Here is a 22,033-nt window from a genome sequence, read left to right on the forward strand (position 1 = left end):
TTGATTCGCACAAGGCCCACCCGTGGGCCATGACTTTTGATTTCTTACTTATAGAAAACTTATACCGACTTTGGTTAGGAGACCTCATGCGCGTCCAACTCAATGATGTTGTGCAGGAATTCATCGTGTCCAATGGAAAAATAGCTCATAGCTATTTCTCTCTCTCAGAGAAAATCATTGACTCATTGTGCGAATCCAACATTGCAAAAGAATCAATATTGATGCGTTTGCTGGAGCAGGCCGAATCCGTCACGGCACATTACTTCAATGCTCATCAACAAGTTCTCGAGGGCGTTTATGCCCATGGGATTGAGGCGCCCATCAATAAAAACCTTTCGGTGCTGGAGCCCGTACACTCGAACTCGGTAATACAGGCATCGGCACCCGTTGCCGAACAAACGCCTGCGCTCAGTTACGGCCAATGGTTGCGCGCCGAAATAAGCTCGGTCACTGGATTCAAACAGGAACAAATCGACTTCGATCAAAGTTTCGAGAGTCTGGGCATCGACTCCCTGGGATTGGTCGATATTTTCGAATCCCTGGCCCAGCACTTCCCAGAAAAGAAAGAGCTTACCTCGCTACTCTTTGATGCTCCCACCCCTACCGCCTTGCTGGCACGGCTTGAAGCCAATCCGCAGGCGCCTGGCGTGGATATCGAAGCGTGGGTACTTGAACAACTGGCGAGTATCACCGGTTTCACGGTTGACCAGATCGACCAGAAACAAAGCTATGAAAGCCTGGGCCTGGACTCCCTGGTGCAGCTGGACTTCCTGGAGTCGGTCGTCGCATTGTGGCCGCAACTCAAGGCCAACAGCACTGAGCTGGTCAACGCCAAGTTCCCGCAGGAAACAATCGCCCTGATTAAAACCGCCCTGGCCAGCCCCGAGTCGACATCAACACCCTCCACCGAAGTGCAATCACCTGCCACAACGGACTCCCAAGGGCAAATAAGCAATCTGCTTTTCAATACCCTGTCACCCCTGATCCCGGACGCGCCACAGTCGATCGACATCGAGACGCCCTTTGCACAGTTGGGGCTCAACGGTTTTGCCCGAGAAGCACTCTGCCAATCAATGGCGCAACAGTGTTCTGCCAGCGAGTTTGCCGGTGAAGCACTGATGTCGCGGCGTACGCCGCAGGACGCCTTGTCGCTTCTGACAAGACTGAGCTGATGCACTGAGCCACTGCAAAAAAATGGCATGGAATCCGGGTGATCGAACAGATCACCCCGCATTTTGGCAATCAGGAGATTGGGTATGAGTGGCGCGGTAACAACAGAAGGCGATTTTTGCTTCAGCGCAATGGCTGGCGAGTTTCCAGGAGCACCGTCAACGGATGCGCTTTGGCACTTGCTCTCGCAAGGGCAGATAGCGCCTATCCAGTCGATGTTGACACGCTGGGAACTGAATAAAGCGTCGATATACTCGGCAAAGGCAGGAGAAAAGGATCGCGTTTACCTGGACAGTGCTTTTTGCCTGACCGATGACGTATCAACCCCGTCACGGCATGAAGGACGGCAGGTCGCCATCGGTAAGAAAGTACTCCAGACGCTCCTCACACAGCTTGCCGGACAAGGCTCGGCGCTGATCAAGGAACGCACCGCATTGGTGGTCGCGACGTCCTGGAGTGACGAGAGTTATTTCGTCACAGGAATGTCCGGAAAAACCGATGCCCCGCAGGGCTATACACCGGGTGAACAAGTCGCTGAACTGGCGGCGGCTTTTGCCTTGGGTGGTCCGGCGTTATCAGTGGATACCGCCTGCAGTTCGTTCCCCTATGCAATCGATATGGCCCAGGCCCTGGTCAACAGTGGACAGGCGGATAACGCGATTGTCATGGCATTGAACACCGTGCTGCCGCCGGCGCTGTTTCTGGGATTCTCGCAGTTGACCGCCTTTTCCGCCCGGGCCCGAATGCAGGCGTTCGGCCAGGACGCTGACGGTATTGTGCCAGGCGAATGTGCGGTCGCCTTTCTGGTCGAACCCGTCTCGCAGGCCCTGATTGCGCAACGCCGTCCTTTGGGCGTTTTGCGCGCATTGGGGCTTTCCGCCGATGGCGCCGAAGGCTCAGTGTTTGCGCCTGGCAAACAGGCCCAGTACACGGCTTATCAGCGTGCCTATATCGGTCTTGATCCCGGCGACGTGGACTACATCGAGACCCATGGCACCGGTACACCGCTGGGTGATGCGACAGAGCTAGGCTCGTTGAACAGCTTCTTCGCCCCCCACCGCACAGACGACAAAAAAATTACGATCGGTTCGATCAAGTCCGTCATTGGTCACCCCCTGGCCGCCGCCGGCGGCGCTTCGCTCGCCAAGGCGTTGATGATCTTGCGTCATAAAGGTATCCCACCTCAGCCCGACTACCGTCCCAGCGCAAAAGTCGACGAGACCTGCCTGCAGTTGGCCACAGAGCAGATACAGCCCCTCGCTGATCGTCAGTCGGCGATCCGGGTAGGCATCTCCAGCTTTGGTTTTGGCGGCGCCAATGCGCATCTGGTGGTGGATGAATACATTCCCGACAACCACCCCGCCGCCGCCATGGCCATTCCTCACCCCGGCGTGCTGAGGCTGGACCTTGCGATTGTCGAGGCTGAAGCCGCGATCGGCAGTCACAGCTCATTGCAATCATTCAAGCAACAGCTCAATCAGCCAGCAGCACCCTCAGCCATTTTCCCTTATGGGCGCTTCGTTGATTACACCCCTGCTCCCGCTCAGCCCTTACTGGGAAAATTCCTGGCGCAGGATCGCGTCATTGATATCGACGGTTTCGGCATGGGTCCCAAACCTCTGGCCCATGTCGATCCGTTCAAGCTGTTGATCACCGATCGCGTCAACCATTTACTGCGACGCCTGCCCGGTGTGGCCGGCTCACCCGGCACGGCGATGGTCATGTGCTGCAACATGGGTGGGGAACGCTTCAGCAATGCGTACAGCAGCGCTCACAATTACTACTCCGGGGCTCATGGCATGCCACCTGGCGTGGAGGTATCGGACGTGGCAACCATGTTGCCAAATATGTTGTCCGGCTACCCGGCGCAGATTTTTGACTTCAGGGGTTTCCATCAGACGCTGGTCGGCACTCCGGGATTGTTCTGGCAAACCTTGCTGGCATCCCGGCAATGGTTCAAGGAGGGCATCACCACTCTCTTGCTCGGTGCGGGGCGCTTTATCAGCGGTGAAATCGAGATCGAACGCGCCCGGCATTCCGCAACCACGCAAGGTGAAGGACTTGGGCTGATTGCCCTGCGTCCTTATCAACCAGACGCCAGCGACAAACCTTTGCTGGTGATCCGCGCAGCGGTCCTCGCCCATGCCGCGAACTCGCTTGAAGAGGCTTGCCAGCTGCTGGGCAAAGAGCGCAGTCAATTGCAGAATATTGAAATCTGCGAGCTGCAGCCTGATACGACTCCTGCAAGTGGATCACTGCAAGAGATGACCGGCTTCCTGGCTGAAGCCACTGGCATTGAAACCCTGCTGGCGGTGATGTTGAGCACATCGGCTCACACGGTGATCGAAGTTCGCCAAGCCGGTAAGGCAGTGATGTGGCTATTGACCGAAAAGCTTCAGGAATGGAGCCCGGCGGCGGCCGAACCCGCCCCTGCCATCAAGCATCCTTTCACGTTGCGATTTGCTCACTCGGCCCCCCACGAACTGCAGCAGGTCAACTCGCCTGCCCGCCCTGTCAGTCTTGTCCGCGAGCCGCAACACGACGGCGTCGATGTGCTGCAACTCAGCGACATGCTGACCGATACCCTGCTCTCAGGGCTGCGTGTCAGAGTTCGCGCCATGGAGGGTCTGTTCGCCCTGCACCGTGGCGCTGAAGCCCAGCGCCCGGCGCACTGGCAACGTTGCCCGGAAAATATCGTGATCGCCAACGTCCAGCGAGGCCCTCAATCACTGCACGCCCAGCTCGTGGTGAATGAAGCGCACCCCTATTTCTTCGATCACCCGCTTGATCACATTCCCGGCATTTTATTGCTTGAGGGCGTGTTGCAACTGATTGAACTCGCCATGCCCCCACTGAGTGGACGAGCCGCCTATGTCAAAACCCTGACTATCAAGTTCCAGCAATACGTACAAAAACAGGGTGTGATTGATCTGCATCTGGAACAAGGCAAAGACCCCCAGGTATTCAATGCGAAGGTCATGCAGGCCGGAAAGCTGATGTGCACCTGCATCCTTGGGATGGCCTACAGCTCGGCATTCGAGACATCGCCCGCCGGCGAGTTCACGGCCATTCGTTGCCGCGACAAGGCCTTGCTGCACAAGGCCAGAGACGAAAACGTCATCGTCAGTGACATGAGCGGGGTCGCTCAGGGCTTGAGCGTGGACACACTCAAGCTGCCGGATGAGCACTTCTTCCAGGAGGGCGACCCCGAGCACTATTCGATGGTGTATTTCCTCGAAGTTGCCCGCCAGTGCTACATGCAGATTGCCCACAGCTATCTGCGGATTCCACTCAACACCCCGATGAACCTGCTGGCCTTGAGTTTCACCCTGGATCGGCCAATCCCCAGGAACAGTCCGTTGTCATTGGCACCGCAAGCCGGGTTTGACGCGCAGCATCAGCCGTTCAAAACCAACCGCATCTATATCGACCTGTTCAACCGGGGCGAAAAAATCGGACAAGCCAGTATTACCGCTCAAGTGCTGAGTCAATCCGCGCCCGCCGCTTGAAGCTTAAATTGATTTCACTCCTCAGCATGACCCTGCCCCCAAACAACCAAGGTGTCGCCGTGAACGATGTCAAAGTGCAAGTCATAGTCAAATCGCCGCCTTCTGAAATATGGAAGATCTGGAGCAATTTTTCAGAAGCGCCGTTATGGGATACCGACGTCCGCCATTGTGAACTCAATGGCCCGTTTCAACCGGGAACCCGAGGCAAATGCGTCCTCAAAAATGGCCTGAACATGCCGCTGAAACTGGAAACGGTGAGCGTGCATGAAAGCTATCGGAATACGGCAAAACTGCTTTGGATCGACCTCGAATTCGATCACCAGATGCGCAGACTTTCGCCGAATGAAACCCAGGTCATCCATAGCGCGAAGATCGCTGGCCCCTTGAGTTTTTTATACCGCGGGCCGCTACGCAAAATGCTGACCGCGGCAATGACCACCGCACTGGCCAACCTAAGCACTTTGGCTGAACAACGAGCGAATACCGTCGGCACCCCAAGGCTCGAAAAAACCGGCAAGCATTTGCACCGAATATGAAATATCCCGGGAGAGAGCGTGTTGAATGCTCGCTCCCGAACACGCTTCGCTTACTCATCGATAACGGCACACTTCGGACCGAGCATGAACCTACTAAAAAAACCTCAGTATCTCGTGATGGGCGTCATTGGCATGGGCTTAATCGCCCCAGCGTCCAGTTCCGCCGACACGCTCGGCCCCTACATCAGTGTCATGGGCGGCCTGAACTGGGTTGCTGCGCAGGACCTTAACCAGAACAACCTCGATTTTGTCGAGATGGAATTCAATCAACCTTTACACTCCGGCTACGCCACCGGACTGGCAGTGGGCTGGCGATTTCCCGTCGGGCTCAGACCTGAAGTGGAAATCAGCTATCGCAAAAACACCCTGACCCAGTTCAATAACCGGGTCTACGAAGGCGGCGGGAGCATCGACGGCAAAGGCGAAGAGGAAGCCACCAGCCTGATGGCCAACCTCTGGTATGACGTCTTGAACCTGCCAGCCCCCTTCAGTCGGTTCACCCCCTACATTGGCGGCGGCCTGGGCTACACCACCCTGACGGTCAGTGGCCTGGAAGCCGGCGGTGTTCAGTTCGGCGGCACTCATCGCGACACCGTATCGGCCTATCAACTCGGAGCCGGGGTAGGTTTCGAGCTCACCGAGCAATGGTCCATGTCCCTGGATTATCGATACCTCAAAACTCGCGAGGCGAACTTCGGTGACATTCAAGGCCTGCCCCAAGGCGATGTGCGCACTGACTACAGCGCCCAATCATTAATGCTCGGCCTGCATTACTGGTTCTAAGCAGCTAAACCGATCGGCGCCTTGCACTGGTAAGGCGTCGCTACGACAAGCCGGTGAAAAGTTTCGATGCAGGGTCTCACTGTCGACTGCCATTTTTCGAGCCCCGATCCGAGTGGCACAACAGTCCCTGAGATCTCCCGCCCTGTTCCAATCACGACCGCGATGAGCTTGTGCCGGGCCGCCGTCATCACTGCGCGCTCAATCATGCGCGTCACCTCCAGCACATCCGTACGAGCACTCTCAAATACCGAAAGCTGCCCCAGCCCAGGCAAACATTCTTTCCCCTCTTCGCTCTGTTGAGTGCTTTCAATTGATCCCCTCCCTTTGCCCCGACGTCAAACGCAGGATTCGGCGAGAGTGGAACCTATCTGGCCGTGATGGGCCGGAATCCACACCCCTGAGCGGACACTCGTCAATGTCAGCGCAGGGTCGCGACCTAATCTGGGGCGGGCACTTCGCCCTTTCTTATTCCCGGCGCTGCCGCTATACGATGGCGATAGCCCGCCACATTGATCCAGAAAGGCACCACTGGAAAGTCATCGACCATTTGCGGCCCCGCAATCCTGTGAGTACTGACCCCCATGCGCCTGAGCAGACGCTCGTTTCCCGGTGCACTGAACGCAATCAAGCGACGTGCGCCAAGGGTCTGCGCGATGCCGATGACCTTGCTCATCAACCATGTTGTTTCATGCCAGGCCCGAATGACCTGTGCATGTCGCGACAGGGGACGCCGACTGGCGAACCGGGACAGCTCCCAGACGGTACTTGAGGACGGCAACGGAGTGTCACCCATCAACTGGGGGAATACCTCCCCCAACAGAAAGGGACGATCGGTAGGAATCAAACGTGCACATCCGACGATTTCCTTCCTGTGGTCGCGGGACAGTACATACACCGTATCCGGTCGATCAAAGGCATCCACCTCGAAGCCCTCGGCGCAGGGCAATGCCCAGCCGAGGCTCTTGACGAACACTTCATACCGATAGCGAGCCAATGCGTTAAACAGGGCCGGGGACATATCACTGCGAGTGCTGACAATCACTTCGAGCATGATCCAGCCTCCCGGGCACGGGACGTTGATATGAACCCTGTGATGGCCGCGACGACCTCGGCACCTCGTTCAAGATAGGGCACATGCCCGCAATCCTCGATGACATGGCCGCGGGCGTCGGGCAGTTGTTGGAGCAGGTTCTCCAGGGCAGCAGGCAGGAACACCTGGTCATGCCGCCCCCAGATCACCAGCGTCCTCGAAGCGATCTGCGGAAGCCGTTCGAGAAGCACGTCCAGGCCTTCGCGGCGAAAGTCCTCGATCAGGTGATAGGACAAGGCGTCGCGCACCTGCTCCCTTCGCTCGAAGTCATCCTCCCTTGCGGGGTTAGTCCCCAGGTAGCGACTCCGCAGTTGCCTGACGGACTCGAACAGATCACTTGCGTTGTCGATCACGCGAACAGACAAGCTCATCGGTGACCTCACTGACCTTGGCGCTGATCGACGATGCGGGCTTCTTTCCAGCTGAACCAACTGCCAAGGTTCACGTGTTCGGCAAGATCGCCAACCACCATGACCGTGGCTTCGACCCCCAGCCGTTCGCGCAGGCGTTCCTTGATCAGCAGCACCAGACGCCCGCGATCGCCATCGAAGAAGCGCGACATCTCCAGCTTGGCGATGACGGTATCGCGATCATTGGCGCGACTGAGGACGATCTGATAGCCAAGGCACTGTTCGACGCCTTCAAGCAGCGCCTGCTCGATTTGCGCGGCCGAGAAGGCGCGATCGTTCAGTTGCACGGCATCCTTTACTCGACCGACGACCTTGACGGTCTGGCGCATCGATTGGGGATAGCCCGGGCGCGACTGGATCGAAACCAGGTCACCCGTGCGGTAGCGGATCAATGGCTTGCTGCCAGGGATCAGCATGGTCACGCACAGCTCACCATCGCCGGTGCTGCCCAGGCTTTCCCCGGATTTGGGATCGAGCACCTCGATGATGTAGTTGAGGCGATGAGGCACTAGCTGGTCGTTGGCGTTACAGGCCGCGATAATCATCGCTTCCTGGGAGCCATACAGACTGTTGTAGGCTTGCGCGCCCCACAGGCTATAGAGGTTGTTCTTCAACGCAGGCGTGCACAGCTCGCCGCTCATCATAAAGGCGCGCAGGGCGAAGTCCTCGCGTGGATTGAAGCCCTGTCGCTCGGCTTCCTTTGCCATGGCCAGCAAAAGACCCGGCGCGGATGCGAGTACCCCTATGCGCAGGTCCTTGAGCAGTTGGAGAGCCTTGGGCCAACCAATCACCGGTGAGTGCGGCCAGATCTTGGCATTGCACAGGTCGAGCTGGGTGCAGACATCGCCCAAGGTGTCACCGAAGGAATGGACCTCGGTTGGCCCCATGATGCCGACCACCGTCTTCTCACCCGGAAAATGCTTTTCGATCACTGCCTGGTAGGCCATGGCCAGTTGGCGATTGCTCGCGTAGCTTTCCTTGCGGTCCCGGGGGCATGGCGTGGCAGGCCCAGTGGTACCCGTAGTCTCGTAGTAGAAGATGCTGTCTTCCAGCGGGCCGGACAAGATGTCGAAGCCGGCCTCGCGCAAGTCATCCTTGGTCGTGAATGGCAAGGTTACGAGGTCATCCAAGGTCAGCGAACGCTCGTCGACCTGGGCAAGGTGCCTGGAATAGAACGGCGAAGAACACTTCACATGGCCGATCACTTCCCGCAATTGTTCCTGGTGCCATGCAGCCAGCGCAGTGTCGCTGAGGACATCAGTCCAATAGGCATGATGAATCGGATCGTACCGCTTCTTGAATGTCTCTAAATGCTCTTTCATTTCAGCCGCTCAGGTTTGATGGGTTACTGGAACTCAACGGCCGCCACGTTAGTGACAGAAGTTACAAATACCCAGCTGCGGTATCCCACAGTTGTGCGCGTCCGAGTTTCTTGTTAAAAGCACGCGCGATTACCTATGCGCAGGAATAGTTTTCCGTCCCGTCGACATTAAAAAATGAATGAAAGATTAATATCCGCACAGCAGTTGACAGCCCTGGGGCGCACTGGTAATTTCGCTGCACTGCCGACCATTCCCCGCAGTGCTTAGCCAAGACTGGGATGTCTAAAATGTACTATCACCTTTCTGCTATCAGTTCCTCCCACAGCTATCCCGACAGCTGTTCCCGGGCCATTCTGGCCATCTTTAAAAGCAATATCTGGCGTCGCTAATCAAGCGAAGACCGGAGCCTGTCTGCTGCCTGCCAGCAACGTCCTGATCATTCATCCATGAAATCGAAGGCGCTCGCGCCTTGTGCCCTGCACATCGCTTGACTGCAATCCGTTGCAAGTCTTGTATTGCGTGCGGCATGAAAAGCGTCCGTCTCGAATACTCAGGATATCCGTCAACACGTATTTAAAGTGCCTGCGCACTTTATATTCCCGTGGTGCTCTCTTAATGGAGTGCCTGAATCGTTGCACCTTGAAAATGGTATTAACCGTGAATAACAATTTAATTTGCGTGAATGTTCTTCGCCGTGAGGAACGTCGATCTACGGATGCACTTGGCATATATGCAAATGCGCTGGCACAACTGGGTCGCGAGTCTGTCTTTATTCTTGAATCACTTTCCGGTCCAAGCCGTGATCGCAGGGCGACGATCATCGGGCTCGACCCCCTTTTCGAAGTTTGCATCGATGAGGGCCAGGCACAATTGCGAGGGTGCCCTGCGCTTTGTGAATATTTGTCCGTCGGCCTGACACAATCGGGCGTGCAGATAGATCATGAGTACAAAATTCATCTACCGGACAGCGAGGCCGCGTGGAGCCTGCTCAGGGCTATTCAGGCTACGTTCCAGCCTGCGCCTGACGCCCCTTCCAGCTTGGCGTTCTTTGGCTATTTCTCCTACGACTGTGTTCGCCTGATTGAGCGGCTACCCGATCTGGCCGAACAGACCTACAGCTACCCACTCATCGCCCTTTCGGTCTATCAGACCCTGGTTTATTTCCACAGCAATGGCGTTGTCGAAACCCTGATCAACAACCACCCCCTGTGGGCGCCCCGCACCTTGGAGGATTACCCTTTCCTGACCACAACCCCAGCGTCTGAGGCGTTGGATCTACCACCGTATCCAGAGACATTCGAGGAAGTCCGCACGGTCACCCCGGAGCAATTCTTCGAACGTGTCGAAGTAGCGATGGAGCACATTCGCGCTGGCGACGTCTATCAGATCCAGCTCGGCCATGAGATTCGCATCCGCTCGAAGGTTTCGCCGTTCGATGTGTACCAGAACCTGCGACTTCGCAACCCCTCTCCTTACATGTACCTGGCCCATGTGGGCGGTATCGACCTGATCGGTGCCAGTCCTGAGCTGTTCGTCAGGATCAAGGACGATTTGATAGAGATGCGTCCGATCGCCGGTACCGTCGGCAAGAAGCCTGGCGTCGATCCGACTCAGCTGGTCCTGGAGTTAACGCGCTCAGAGAAGGAGCGCGCCGAACACCTGATGCTGATCGACCTGTGTCGCAATGATATCGGTCGCGTATGCCAGGCCGGCTCGCTGGAAGTCGATGAATTCATGCTGGTGGAGGAGTACTCGCACCTCTATCACATGGTGTCGAACGTTCGCGGCCTGCTCCGCCCCGGCCTGGATGCCTATGACGTGATCAAGGCCTCGTTCCCCGCTGGAACCATGTCCGGCGCTCCCAAGGTAAGAGCCATGGAGCTGATCGAGGGGATGGAGAGCAACCGCCGGGGCATCTACGCCGGAGCCTTGGGCTTGGTGGGTTTCGATGGCAGCGTCAATACCGCCTTGTGCATACGCTCAACGGTCTTTGACGAGGGAACCTACCACTTGCGGGCATCCGCCGGGGTGGTCGCCGACTCGGTACCCGAGATGGAGTGGAAAGAGACGTTGTACAAGATGGGTTCTGTATACCGGGCGGTGACCGGCAAGGAGATCGGACTGTGAAAGTATTTCTGATCGATGCGTACGACAGCTTCGTCTTTATCATCAGCCAGTACCTGGAACAACTGGGGCTGGAAACCCGCGTCGAGCGTCACGACGTGCCGGACCTCATCCAGCGCATTGAGGCTTTCTCGCCGGATTTCTGCGTGCTGGGCCCTGGGCCTGGGCATCCGGCCGACGTTGGCTATATCGAAGTGATCAGGCACTTGCAGGGGCGTTTACCGCTGCTGGGCGTTTGCCTGGGTCATCAGGCCATCGGTCTGGCCTTTGGTGCCCAGGTTTGCCGGGCCCCTCACGTGATGCACGGCAAGGTGAGCACGATTGAGAACGATGGCAAGGGCGTTTATGACCACACGCAAGCACGCGCCATACAGGCCACCCGTTATCATTCGTTGATGATCAGCGACCAGCAGCTACCCGATTGCCTGGAGGTCACTTCGAGGTCGACGGATGATGGTTATGTGATGGGCGTGCGTCATCGCCACCTGCCGGTGGAGGGGGTGCAGTTTCACCCTGAAAGCATCCTGACCGAAAACGGTCTGGAGCTGTTCCGCAGTTTCATCAGGTGTTACGTGCGCCAGTGATCTGCCAGAAGGGGCGCACGTCCCTTCTTTTCCGTGCTCCGGCTGTTTCATTCCTGCTACAACAAGAGCGACTCGTTTATGGACAAACCCAACTCCCCCGTCTGCGGCCGGACCCAGGCCGGGCGTGCCGCACCGCTGACTGCCTTCATGAGTCTCGCCAAGGATCATAGTCAGCACGCAGTACGCCCTTCGACGGTGAGCGGTATTTGGCTTCGGCAATGAGGGAGATCCCCTCACCTGCCAGGGCGCCGGCAAAGTGACGGGGCGGTCGTGCGTCACGAATCCGCTTGAGCAGGGCATCGATACCGTGTGCCTGCTTGCGCTGAGCCGTTTCCTGGACTTTGTATCTGACAATCTCTTCGAGCATGGATCGACCACCATCAATGAGTTTGGAATAGCGCCGACAGCAAGGCTCTGGAGAAACAGTGAGCGAGTTCTCTATCAGCCGACGAGGAGCAAACCTAATGACATACCTCACAGGGAGCGTCACCGTGTTTCCGATGGATATCTGGTTCACCTACACTACAGCCTGCGTACTGCTGGTCCTGTCTCCAGGCCCTGACAATCTTCTGGCGATAGGGCGCGGACTAAGCCAGGGTCGCCTGGCAGCCATCGTGTCAGGCCTGTCGTCTGGCATGGGCATCCTGTTTCACGTTACCACCGCTTCGCTCGGGCTGACGCTATTGATCCAGACGTCGGCGGTCGCCTTCTGGGTCGTCAAGCTGGTGGGGGCCGCCTACCTGCTCTGGCTCGGGGTCAAGGTGTTGCGCTCCAAAAGCCTGGTGACCTTCGCTCCCGCCGCACGGCAGCCACTGCGCAGCATTTTACTCACAGGCTTCCTTTCGGCGGCGCTCAATCCCAAGCCAGGGTTTTTCGTACTGGCGTTCATCCCGCAATTCATCAACCCCACACTCGGCTCGGTCACTGTACAGATGCTGGTCTACGGGTTCTGGTTCGCCCTGTTGACAGCCGTGGGGTTCTCGTTGATGGGCATCTTCGCCACGCGCCTGTCGCAATACATATGTCAACGCCCGCGCCTTGCCAACGGCCTCAACCTCGGCGCGGGATTGACCTTCATCGTGTCAGGACTTTCCATCGCTGCTCTTAGCCAGAAATGAACGCTGAGTCATTAACGCCCGGGTATTGGACTGCTCGGGCGTTTTTCATCGCGTTTTCGCCTTACCGGGTCAGGGCTCGCAATACGGCTCGGTTGAGGCGACCGGGACGTACGCAGTAACAGACTGATTTCATCGCAGCTGATCGCGCTGCTGAAAAAATGGCCCTGAATTTCATCGCAGCCGTTTTCACGCAGGAAGGTTTGCTGCTCTTCGGTTTCGACACCTTCGGCGATGACCTTGAGGTTCAGTTTGTGCCCCAACGAAATCACTGCGGTGGCGATGGCTTTGTCGTTCTCGTTGTCGGGCAGATCACGCACGAAAGACTGGTCGATCTTGAGTCTCGCGATCGGGAAGCTTTTCAATGCTGCGAGGCTGGAGTAGCCGGTGCCGAAATCGTCGATCGAGAGACTGATCCCCATTGATTGCAGTTCCTTCATTTTGCTGATGGCTTGCTGAAGGTCTTGCATGATCAGACTTTCGGTCAGTTCCAACTCAAGGTACATCGGGTCCAGTCCGGTTTCTTGCAAGGCATGCATCACCCGGTCGATCAGGTCCCTTTCGATGAACTGGCGTGCTGAAATATTCACCGACATGGTGATCGGCGGCCAGCCCGCATCCTGCCAGGCCTTGTTCTGTCTGCACGCGGTATGAATCACCCAGTCGCCGATGGGCACGATCAACCCGGTCTCTTCGGCCTGCGGAATGAATTTGATTGGAGACACCATGCCAAGCTCGGGATGCTGCCAGCGGATCAGTGCCTCTACGCCGATAATCTGACCTGACTGCAAATCCACCTGTGGCTGGTATAGCAGCAGGAACTCATCATGGTTGAGTGCGTTTCGAAGCCCGTCTTGCATGGCGAGCTTGCCCTGATCCTTATTATTCATCTCGCTCGTATAGAACTGGTAACTGTTGCGACCCAGCTCCTTGGCACGGTACATGGCGGCGTCCGCATTGCTGAGCAACGTCTCGGTATCGCTGCCGTCGGCAGGGTAAGTGGCCAACCCCATGCTGCAGGTGACGTGGAGTGTATGTCCGCTGAGCTGAATCGGCCGCAGGATGGCTTCCTGGATTTTGTGCAGGACTAGAGTAACGCCGTCGAGGTCTGAGGGCTGGTCGAACAGGATGATCACAAACTCGTCGCCACCCAGTCGCACGACGGTGTCGGTGCGGCGCACACACTCCAGCATGCGCTGGGCGACGGTTTTCAGCAGTTCGTCTCCAGCACTGTGCCCAAGGCTGTCATTCACCAGTTTGAATTTGTCCAGATCGAGAAACACCACCGTCACCAGCCGGCTATAGCGCTGAGCATAAAGTATTGCCTGCTTGAGACGGTCTTCGAGCAGTGTGCGATTCGGCAGCCCGGTCAGTGCGTCATGGTCACCCATATAGCGAATGCGCTTTTCGGTAAGTTGGCGTTCTATCGCAATGCCGGCAAGAGGTGTCGCCATGTCGATCAGGCGCGTCTCGGTCGAACTAGGGCTGCGTACGGTGCTGGAATACAAGGCAAACGTACCCAGTACCTTTCGCTCATGGGACAGAATCGGCGTCGACCAGCAGGCGCGAAATCCATAGGGCGCAGCGATTGAACGGTACTCTTCCCACAGCGGATCCTGCTCGATATCCGTGACGATGACCGGTTCTCGTCGATACACCGCGGTGCCGCATGAACCGACGTTCGGACCGATCGCAATCCCGTCAATGAGCTGGTTATAGGCTTTCGGCAAACTGGGCGCAGCCCCGTGCAGCAGGTGCTTGCCATCCTCATCCAGCACCAGGATGGACACCATCATCCCCTCCAGTTGGGACTCGACCAGGTGAGCCAGGCTGTCGAGGACTTCTGCAAGCTCGGTGCTCCTGGCGATCAACTCCAGGACATGACCTTGTCCGGCACGGATGACGGCTTCTTGCTCTAATCGGCTGTTTTGCAACGCGAGCCGTTCTGTGGCGATACTCAATTGGACCGTTCTTTTTTCCAGCTGAAGTCGGTCTTTGAGGAATTGATTCACCGCGCGAGCCATGTTGCCGATCTCGTCCTTCCCATGTTCTGCCATCATCAAATGCGTTTTGTCAGTGCGTTCCTGACGCAATTGCCGGCTTATTTCATTCAGGCGTACGAGCACGTGACGGCCCATGAAGACCCGGGTCACAAACCAGGCGAACACCAGGCTGGCGCCCAACATGATCAGCACCCATTGCTGGCTACGATTTGAGGCCTGGACCAGGTGCTGCACGGCTTCGCGATAGTCTTCGGTGTAAGCACTGGATTGCGCACGGGCCACCGCGACCAGAACCCCGGCTTCATTCTTCAGTTCCTCATTGAAGCGTTGTATGACGCTGTGCTGATTGATGAGTCTCAGGCGCAGGGAGAAGAGATCGGGCGTCTGCACATCGTCGGGTAACTTGCCTGCGGTGCGTGACAGGCGCTCATATCGGACGCTCAGCCGTTGCACGGCATCACTGTCAACAGCCTGCGGCAGATCGAAAAGTAACACCGCCAGTTCCAGGCTGGCCCGGGTCTGAGTCGCGGTTAACCGGGTGGTGTAATCCTCCAGGGTTTGCTCGAAGGTGACCTCGGTTTGCAGCAGGCTTTCGCGCAGCTGCGCAACGATGTTGGCGGTATTGCGGAACATCTGACTCGACTGATGCATGTCGAGTATCGCCACGCCACTGTTCGCGGCAGTCAGCTGCTGCACCAGTTGATCAAGGGCTTCAAGCTGTTCGACGGTCGCCGCATAGCTTGAACGCAGGGTATCGGAGGAGCGGGTTGTCAGAAGCTGATCGGTCTGGCGTTCGATCAGCAAGGTACGCTGCAGCATGTCTTGCCCATCTTGCATGCGGACCAGTCGTTCATCCGTCAGCTGGCGGGTGGCGCTATTTGACGTGCGCAACGCGTAGACCGCAGTTGCACCACCCGCCAGGATCAGCAGCGCCAGCGTCAGAAACGCCAGGGTGAACTGTGCGCGAAGCGATCGCGGCAATAGCTGGCGTCCGAGCCGGGAAGTAACGTCCAATGTCAGGGATTCCATTGGTGGCGATAGATGTCTCGATAGCCATTGTCAGGGTCGTACTGGAATTTCTTCCCGCCATCGAAGGCGATATTGTCGGCATTGACCAAGTGAATCGGCGCTACGAAGCCGCTCACCGGCTGACCTGCAAACAGCCGGTTCAATTCATCCATCACTTGCCAGCCATGTAGGTTGAGCGGCTCGGCCACGGTGACGGTCTGGTAGGTTTTTGCCTGTATGCGCAAGAAAGCCGAAGCGCTGCCATCACCGGCAGACAACAGACTGATGCCATCACTGGGTACTGCGGCGTTGGTCAATGAGGCAATCGAGTAGTCGAAATAGATATCGTTGATGGCCAGCGTATGGGTCCAGCGCTTTCCATAGTGCTGAAGCAGCTCCTTGGTGATCGCCGGCATCTTCTCGCCACTTTCGGAGATCGCGACATCGCGCACTTCCAGCAACGTACATTCCTGACAGGCCCGAATGACGTTTTCCATGGCCTTGGCTTTCGCCATGGCGATGCTGTACTTGGAGTCGGTCAGGATGATCACGCCTGCGCGTCCGTTTGACTGTGCCACTGCCGCCATGGCCGTGAGGCGAGCCACTTCGAGTGGGTCGGTCGTGACATTCATGGCCACCGGCGTGCCGTCAATCGGCCCGGGGCGTGCCCCGGCGTGCCAACCAACCACCGGCACATCCCTGTTGGCGAAGAGGATCAGCGCCGCGTTGTTCTCTAGAGCATCGGAGCCGCACAAAATGAGGCCGTCGGGTTTCGCCGCCAAGGCATCGGAAAAGGCCTTTGCGCGCCCGGCCGATGATCCAGCGCCATCGAATATCTTCAGCGTCCAGCCCATCGCCTTGGCTGCCTCGCGAGCGCCCTGCGCGACACCGACAATTCCTCCGTTACGCAAATCTTCTGCGACAAGGGCAATGCTCTTGCCCCGCAGCGCTTGCGGGCCGGATTCAGGGCCGCTCCAGCGAACGGCTTCGAGGGTGGCCCTGGAAACGATTTCCTGCGCTTGAATCACCGTAACCGTGGCGTTTTCGACAGCGTATCCAGGAGTTGCCGTGAAAAGACAGAAAACCGTAATTGAAGCCATCCAGAGTAGCCTGGACCTGAGTATCCAGGGCCGGAGCAGACAGGTTCGATCACCGCATGCGATGCCGGGTCTGAAGCCGATGGCGCGATCATAGTCTGGCATGGCGTCCCTTTTTGCCAAGAGTGCTGCGTTCACTATCCGAAAGGATAGTCGGTTCTGCTGCCATCAGGTCTTTTGTGGGTAAAGTGCGCGAACTTTAGTCCTGAACATTCAGGAAATGGGACAAGGTCCATGGCACAAAACAAGGGACGAAGGCCAATTGTATCGTTGACTACATTGAGTGGTTTTACAAGGCTTCGACTTTGCATAAACACCAGGCAAAACAAACGGCACCCGCAGCGCTTTTTGTTCCTGCATTCAGCGCACCGGATTCTGGCCATCTCGGTGGGCGGGCTTGGCGGGAGCATGTTCGTCAGTCGTGAAGCGATTGAACGCCTCTTGGTTAAAGTGGATAGATTACATCTCAGCCTTCCTCTTGGTCGCCTTCACGTTGACGCTGTTGTATCAGGGGCAGTGACCCGCGCTGGTCACTGCCGAAAGTCGCTACTGCGTGAGCGTTACAATCACAGTAGCGACTTTGTCATTTGAGGAGTTTATTTCCACCAATACTCGACCTGAACCCCTACGTTGGAGCCGTGCAGGTCCGTACCAAACGCACCGGTATCAGACAACGCCGATCCCGGAGATTGCAAGATAGCGGCGCGTTGCGCAGCCTTGTTCCAGGTTGCGTAGGTGTAATACAGACGAAATTCCGGCCTGTCCCAGAATCCCGGGCCCTTCGGTGACCAAGTAGGCGCGATGGTGTACTTAGTGAGTTTTCGGGTACCGTCTGGGGCTTCAACCTGGTCGCGCCCAACTTCGGTGATCAACTTGAACTGATCCGTGAACGCATAAATTGGCCGAACACCAATGGATAACCAGTTCTGATCATCACCATCAGGGCGCGTGTCTTTTTGATAGACCAATTCAACTTGACCACTGAAAGCATGAGTCATTTGCCAGTCAAAAAACTCCACGAGCCGCCAACTCTTGTTGCTCTCATCCAACGTGGTATCACCGGTGTAGCCCAATGCGGTGCCCGGCCCTCGGCCGTATTGAACAGCGAACTTGTTGACTCCGCCGAGAAACGCGACCTGCTTGTGCTGAGCCACCACCGACCAGCCCTGATGAGCATTCTCGCGGCTCGGCTTGTCCAGATAACTGACGCCCAGCTGAACCTCGCCACCGGGATTTGTGTTGAATCCGCTGACGGTCACATCATGACGGGTGACAAAATCCTTTTGGAAGACGTTGTCCTTGCGTGAGAGCACGTAGCTGTACTTTAGATCTCCCAACGCGACTTGATCGAACCCAAAGCCCGTTGAGCTTTGGTTCCAGTAGAAGTAGTCGGAAATATTGATGTCGTTTCGGTTGTAGTAACGACGGCCCGCCCAGAAAGAACCGCCATTCAATGCCGGCATCTTGCTCCACTCAGCGTAGAGCTGACTCATCCGCGTATAGCCGTGCTCCCCGTCAAATTTTGGTTCATGGCCATACTCGTTATAAAACTGTGCCATGCCTTCCACGCTGACCACCGAGCCGTCGTCCAGTGAAAGCAGATCCTGACGCAAATCCAGCTCCAGATATTGCTCACATTCGTTGCCAAGACGGTATTTGGATTGCGCGCCCGGTAGCTGAAAACACGACTGTTTCCCTCCTTGAGTCGAATCTCCTACTCCGGTTCTGAAATACCCACTGAAGTCTGTTGCATTCGCATCAACGGGCAAAAAGCCGACAGCAAAGGACGCACCCAGAACTGCGCTGAGAGTTTTAACGTTCATTCATAACACCTTTTGTTTTTTATATTTATTGAACAAGGCCGATAACGCGAACAGCACGCTTTTGATTCAGATACGCGACTCACTCCACACACCGGTTTCCGACAGGGAAATACCAAGTTAAATCGAATAAAAAAGGCACTGCATTACCTGAACCAAAAGCATGCGAAAAATCCAGGCAGTGCAAAGTGACCACGACGAACTAACGATAAGGCATTAGTTCCGTCCAATCTTATGAGGCTCTACCCCCGATGACGTCCTCGGAAGAAATCTATAAGACCCTGCGTCGAGGAATCATCAGCCGGTTGCGCGTCATAGCGCGTCAGGAGGCTATGGACGCTGTTGCTAAGCTCCTTACCCAGTTCCACGCCCCATTGATCAAACGAGTTGACTCCCCAAATTACGCCCTGGACAAAGACCTTGTGCTCATAAAGGGCGATCAGCGCACCAAGGCTATGTGGATTGATGATCTCAAGAGCAACTGTATTGCTTGGCCGGTTACCGGGGATCACTTTATGCGGCGCCAGTCGTTCAATCTCACTGGATGAAAGGCCTTTGGCTTTTAGCTCTGCCTCAGCTTCACCGCGGGTTTTTCCCCACATCAGCGCTTGGCTTTGAGACAAGCAATTGGCGTACAGCCATTCCTGATGATCAGCCACTGGATTGTGGCTGACCACAGGCACAATGAAGTCAGCGGGAATCAGAGGCGTTCCCTGATGCAGCAACTGGTGGTAAGCGTGCTGTCCGTTACACCCCACACCGCCCCAGATTACTGGGCCCGTGCTACAGGACACTGACGTGCCGTCATGACGAACACTTTTGCCATTTGACTCCATGTCCATCTGCTGCAGATGCTTCACGAAGTTGCGCAGGTAATGGTCATAGGGCAAGAAAGCATAGCTTTGCGCACCCCAAAAGTTGTGATACCAAACGCCGAGTACCGCCAAAAGAACAGGAAGGTTCTGTTCCAATGGTTCGTTCAGGAAATGCTGATCCATCGCGTACGCGCCGGATAGCAGTTCCTTGAAGTTAGCGATGCCAATGGCCAGAGCAATCGGCAGGCCAATGGCAGACCATAGTGAGTAACGGCCACCGACCCAGTCCCACATAGGAAAAATGTTTGCTTCACGGATGCCGAAATCCAGCGCTGCCTGGCGATTACTTGTCACAGCAATGAAATGGCGATATAGCTTCTCTTCCGTCCCGCCCTTAGCCAAGTACCAGCTACGAGAAGCTTGTGCATTCTTTAAAGTTTCAAGAGTACCGAAGGTTTTGCTGGAGATGATGAACAGCGTTGTTTCTACGTTCAGTCCGGCTGTAACCTCTCGGAATTCACTGCCGTCGATGTTAGCTAGATAATGGCACCGCACCCCATGCCGAGCAAAAGGCGCGAGTGCCTCAGAGACAAGTTCCGGACCCAGAAATGAGCCACCAATACCAATGTTTACGACATCGGTGATGATCTTGTCGTTGTAACCACGCCACAGATGGTTATGGATACGACTCACAACGTCAGTCATCTGCGCCAGGGCGCCATGCACATCGCGCATCAAGTTGCGACCATCGACCATCAAAGCGTCCCCCACTGGTCGCCGCAGCGCGGTATGCAGCACTGGACGTCCCTCGGAACCGTTGATTTTTTCTCCACTGAACATGGCATGCGCTGCCTGTTCCACGCCTGCCTCGCGAGCAAGGTTTACAAGCAATGAACGCGTTTCGTGAGTGATCAGGTTTTTGGAGTAATCCAAAAAAAGCCCGCAGCCCGCCAAGGAAAAGTCTTGAAAGCGTTTACTGTCATCTCGAAAGGCATCGCGCATACTAAAATTTTTCATGCTCTCCCGATGGTCGAGCAGATTGCGCCATGCCGGCAGTGCAGTCACATCATTCGTTTTGTTGTAGTTATTCATGCCCAGCCCCTCTTCGCCAATACGGCTTGTGCCGTCTCAATCGACTCTTGTCTTGCCATTCAAATTTAAGCATTTCGTAATTCTGCGAACGCAGAAGCGCCATCACAGGAATAAGCTCTGCATTTTGTAGTTACAACCAATTACCTGAAAAAACAAAACCGAACGTGGGACACTCAAGCAGAAAACACTGAAAACATACATATACGTGCACGACAAATTGAAACCAGGTGCCAGTCATTTAGTTTCAAAGTTATCCAGGCGGCGAGACGTGGACAAGAGCCAAATAATTCACGTCTGCGCCGCTAGATCCTCAGGACGAAACCCTGAGTACAGTCATTTGGGAGCGCCGCAAGAATCTCGCTGGATTAAAGAGGGTTTCAATCTAATAGTCTGGCGTCTACCCTCAGGTTGCTTGATACGCTTCAATAAAAGCTTCACAGCCTGGGCTCCGAGTTCCTCGAGAGGTTGCGCTACAACTGTCAATCTTGGGCTAAAAGCATCCGCCCAGTCGAAATCGTCAAAGCCAACCAGCGCGATATCCTTTGGCACCTCAAGCCCCGCCTCACGAAGGGCCTGCATTGCACCAATGGTCATCAAGTTGTTTGCAGTCATTATTGCGGTGGGCGGGTGCTCTAGCGATAGCAAACGGCGAGTGGCTTCCATTGCCGGCGCAATTGCCGATTCACCACAGCAAACCAATTGATCTTCGTACTCAATTCCAGCGTCAGCTAAAGCCGCACGGTAGCCGTCAATTCGCTCATGAGAAGAAGACTGAGTCAATCGTCCGGATACCATCCCGATACGCCGATGACCAAGCTTAATCAAATGTGCAATCAATTCTTGAGAGGAGTGCTTATTCTCTACTCCCACCTGATCGAAAGATGTCGAGAGAAGTCGATCGATGAGAACCGTGGGTATCTTGTTGGCTTTTAAGTAATTAAATACTCGATTTTCCGGATCATATTCCGAGGCGAGTACAATCCCGTCAACACGTCGCTCATGCAGTGCCTTGACCGCTTTGAGTTCCTGTTCCGGATCTCTTTGCGTATTGACCAGTATCATCATCAAACCGCTTTTCGCGCATGCCGCTTCGATGGCACGTACTGTTTCACTGAAGTAATAGTTTGAAAGCGTAGCAATCGCCACACCGATGGCACCCGAACCCGAAGAGGAACGAGCCAGAGACCGAGCGAGTGAGTTTCGAATATAGCCTACGGACTCTACAGCCTGATTCACGCTACGGACGGTGTCAGGATGTACTTTACGAGTACCGTTGAGTACATGAGATACCGTAGACATAGATACGTTCGCGGCTCTCGCGACATCGCTCATCTTTGCGCCCAATGTGCATCACTCCTTTCTCACGTGATTTGATGGATAGCGCTGAACTCATGTCCAGTTGCTACCTATTGTAAAGCTCACGGCGAGAAAATGCGTCGATGGCTCTCGGAATTGACGCCGGGACGAACCCGCAATTTCGTGAAAGACCCAGCGAGGTGCGCAGCGCATCTGAAGTCTGTGAATCGAGATGGTGGAATCCGCTATGCAGCATAGC

The 22,033-nt window shown here is 55.9% G+C and carries 16 protein-coding genes; 7 read left to right on the forward strand and 9 right to left on the reverse strand.

Annotated features, from left to right (window positions below; translation table 11 throughout):
• Positions 1 to 86: 86 nt before the first annotated feature.
• The 4 genes from ACZ3HH_RS00215 (at position 87) to ACZ3HH_RS00230 (ending at position 5,998) form a co-directional block, all read left to right on the forward strand.
• Positions 87 to 1,172: an acyl carrier protein gene (locus ACZ3HH_RS00215; protein WP_465802069.1), complete on the forward strand. Its 1,086-nt coding sequence runs from the start codon at positions 87 to 89 to the stop codon at positions 1,170 to 1,172.
• An 84-nt stretch (positions 1,173 to 1,256) separates the two neighbouring features.
• A complete protein-coding gene (locus tag ACZ3HH_RS00220; RefSeq protein ID WP_465802070.1) occupies positions 1,257 to 4,679 on the forward strand; it encodes a beta-ketoacyl synthase N-terminal-like domain-containing protein in 3,423 nt (1,140 codons plus the stop codon).
• A 59-nt stretch (positions 4,680 to 4,738) separates the two neighbouring features.
• Positions 4,739 to 5,215 (forward strand): SRPBCC family protein, encoded by a 477-nt coding sequence (locus ACZ3HH_RS00225; RefSeq protein ID WP_465802071.1) that lies wholly within the window; start codon positions 4,739 to 4,741, stop codon positions 5,213 to 5,215.
• A gap of 84 nt (positions 5,216 to 5,299) precedes the next feature.
• Positions 5,300 to 5,998, forward strand: a complete 699-nt coding sequence (locus ACZ3HH_RS00230; RefSeq protein ID WP_465802072.1) for an outer membrane protein — start codon at positions 5,300 to 5,302, stop codon at positions 5,996 to 5,998.
• Between the two features lie 436 nt (positions 5,999 to 6,434).
• Here ACZ3HH_RS00230 and ACZ3HH_RS00235 read toward each other — a convergent pair whose 3' ends face one another.
• The 3 genes from ACZ3HH_RS00235 to ACZ3HH_RS00245 are packed head-to-tail and all read right to left on the reverse strand — an operon-like array spanning position 6,435 to position 8,820.
• Complete coding sequence (locus ACZ3HH_RS00235) at positions 6,435 to 7,049, reverse strand: acyl-homoserine-lactone synthase (RefSeq protein WP_465802073.1); 615 nt, start codon at positions 7,047 to 7,049, stop codon at positions 6,435 to 6,437.
• On the reverse strand, positions 7,037 to 7,459 hold the full coding sequence (locus ACZ3HH_RS00240) for an alpha/beta fold hydrolase (RefSeq protein WP_465802075.1): 423 nt from the start codon (positions 7,457 to 7,459) through the stop codon (positions 7,037 to 7,039). The genes ACZ3HH_RS00235 and ACZ3HH_RS00240 overlap by 13 nt, the downstream gene beginning before the upstream one ends.
• 8 nt (positions 7,460 to 7,467) lie before the next feature.
• On the reverse strand, positions 7,468 to 8,820 hold the full coding sequence (locus ACZ3HH_RS00245; RefSeq protein WP_465802076.1) for a phenylacetate--CoA ligase family protein: 1,353 nt from the start codon (positions 8,818 to 8,820) through the stop codon (positions 7,468 to 7,470).
• Between the two features lie 657 nt (positions 8,821 to 9,477).
• Here ACZ3HH_RS00245 and ACZ3HH_RS00250 point away from each other — a divergent pair.
• Positions 9,478 to 10,947 carry an anthranilate synthase component I family protein gene (locus ACZ3HH_RS00250; RefSeq protein WP_465802077.1) on the forward strand — a complete coding sequence of 490 codons (1,470 nt, stop codon included), beginning with the start codon at positions 9,478 to 9,480 and terminating at the stop codon, positions 10,945 to 10,947.
• On the forward strand, positions 10,944 to 11,528 hold the full coding sequence (locus ACZ3HH_RS00255; protein ID WP_465802078.1) for an anthranilate synthase component II: 585 nt from the start codon (positions 10,944 to 10,946) through the stop codon (positions 11,526 to 11,528). The genes ACZ3HH_RS00250 and ACZ3HH_RS00255 overlap by 4 nt, the downstream gene beginning before the upstream one ends.
• 145 nt (positions 11,529 to 11,673) lie before the next feature.
• Here the strand turns inward: ACZ3HH_RS00255 and ACZ3HH_RS00260 are convergent, their stop codons facing one another.
• The gene (locus tag ACZ3HH_RS00260; RefSeq protein WP_465802079.1) at positions 11,674 to 11,895 is read right to left on the reverse strand and encodes a hypothetical protein; all 222 of its coding nucleotides are present in this window, start codon (positions 11,893 to 11,895) and stop codon (positions 11,674 to 11,676) included.
• A 97-nt stretch (positions 11,896 to 11,992) separates the two neighbouring features.
• Here ACZ3HH_RS00260 and ACZ3HH_RS00265 point away from each other — a divergent pair, with 97 nt between their 5' ends.
• Entirely contained in the window at positions 11,993 to 12,646 is a 654-nt protein-coding gene (locus ACZ3HH_RS00265) for a LysE family translocator (RefSeq protein WP_465802080.1), read from the forward strand.
• A gap of 11 nt (positions 12,647 to 12,657) precedes the next feature.
• Here ACZ3HH_RS00265 and ACZ3HH_RS00270 read toward each other — a convergent pair whose 3' ends face one another.
• The 5 genes from ACZ3HH_RS00270 to ACZ3HH_RS00290 form a co-directional block, all read right to left on the reverse strand.
• Positions 12,658 to 15,675: an EAL domain-containing protein gene (locus ACZ3HH_RS00270; protein WP_465802082.1), complete on the reverse strand. Its 3,018-nt coding sequence runs from the start codon at positions 15,673 to 15,675 to the stop codon at positions 12,658 to 12,660.
• A complete protein-coding gene (locus ACZ3HH_RS00275) occupies positions 15,663 to 16,682 on the reverse strand; it encodes a substrate-binding domain-containing protein (protein WP_465802716.1) in 1,020 nt (339 codons plus the stop codon). Before ACZ3HH_RS00275 ends, ACZ3HH_RS00270 begins: the two co-directional genes overlap by 13 nt.
• A gap of 665 nt (positions 16,683 to 17,347) precedes the next feature.
• Positions 17,348 to 18,574: a carbohydrate porin gene (locus tag ACZ3HH_RS00280; protein ID WP_465802083.1), complete on the reverse strand. Its 1,227-nt coding sequence runs from the start codon at positions 18,572 to 18,574 to the stop codon at positions 17,348 to 17,350.
• Positions 18,575 to 18,813: 239 nt separating this feature from the next.
• On the reverse strand, positions 18,814 to 20,478 hold the full coding sequence (gene pgi / locus ACZ3HH_RS00285; RefSeq protein WP_465802084.1) for a glucose-6-phosphate isomerase: 1,665 nt from the start codon (positions 20,476 to 20,478) through the stop codon (positions 18,814 to 18,816).
• Between the two features lie 333 nt (positions 20,479 to 20,811).
• Entirely contained in the window at positions 20,812 to 21,822 is a 1,011-nt protein-coding gene (locus ACZ3HH_RS00290; protein WP_008073818.1) for a LacI family DNA-binding transcriptional regulator, read from the reverse strand.
• Positions 21,823 to 22,033: the final 211 nt, after the last annotated feature.

The organism is Pseudomonas sp. PME37.24/025 (assembly GCF_055556615.1).

Coding starts and splice junctions, on each gene's coding strand:
- ACZ3HH_RS00215 (WP_465802069.1), top strand. CDS start 87: ATGCGCGTCCAACTCAATGATGTTGTGCAGGAATTCATCGTGTCCAAT.
- ACZ3HH_RS00220 (WP_465802070.1), top strand. CDS start 1,257: ATGAGTGGCGCGGTAACAACAGAAGGCGATTTTTGCTTCAGCGCAATG.
- ACZ3HH_RS00230 (WP_465802072.1), top strand. CDS start 5,300: ATGAACCTACTAAAAAAACCTCAGTATCTCGTGATGGGCGTCATTGGC.
- ACZ3HH_RS00235 (WP_465802073.1), bottom strand. CDS start 7,049: ATGCTCGAAGTGATTGTCAGCACTCGCAGTGATATGTCCCCGGCCCTG.
- ACZ3HH_RS00240 (WP_465802075.1), bottom strand. CDS start 7,459: ATGAGCTTGTCTGTTCGCGTGATCGACAACGCAAGTGATCTGTTCGAG.
- ACZ3HH_RS00245 (WP_465802076.1), bottom strand. CDS start 8,820: ATGAAAGAGCATTTAGAGACATTCAAGAAGCGGTACGATCCGATTCAT.
- ACZ3HH_RS00260 (WP_465802079.1), bottom strand. CDS start 11,895: ATGCTCGAAGAGATTGTCAGATACAAAGTCCAGGAAACGGCTCAGCGC.
- ACZ3HH_RS00265 (WP_465802080.1), top strand. CDS start 11,993: ATGACATACCTCACAGGGAGCGTCACCGTGTTTCCGATGGATATCTGG.
- ACZ3HH_RS00270 (WP_465802082.1), bottom strand. CDS start 15,675: ATGGAATCCCTGACATTGGACGTTACTTCCCGGCTCGGACGCCAGCTA.
- ACZ3HH_RS00280 (WP_465802083.1), bottom strand. CDS start 18,574: ATGAACGTTAAAACTCTCAGCGCAGTTCTGGGTGCGTCCTTTGCTGTC.
- pgi (WP_465802084.1), bottom strand. CDS start 20,478: ATGAATAACTACAACAAAACGAATGATGTGACTGCACTGCCGGCATGG.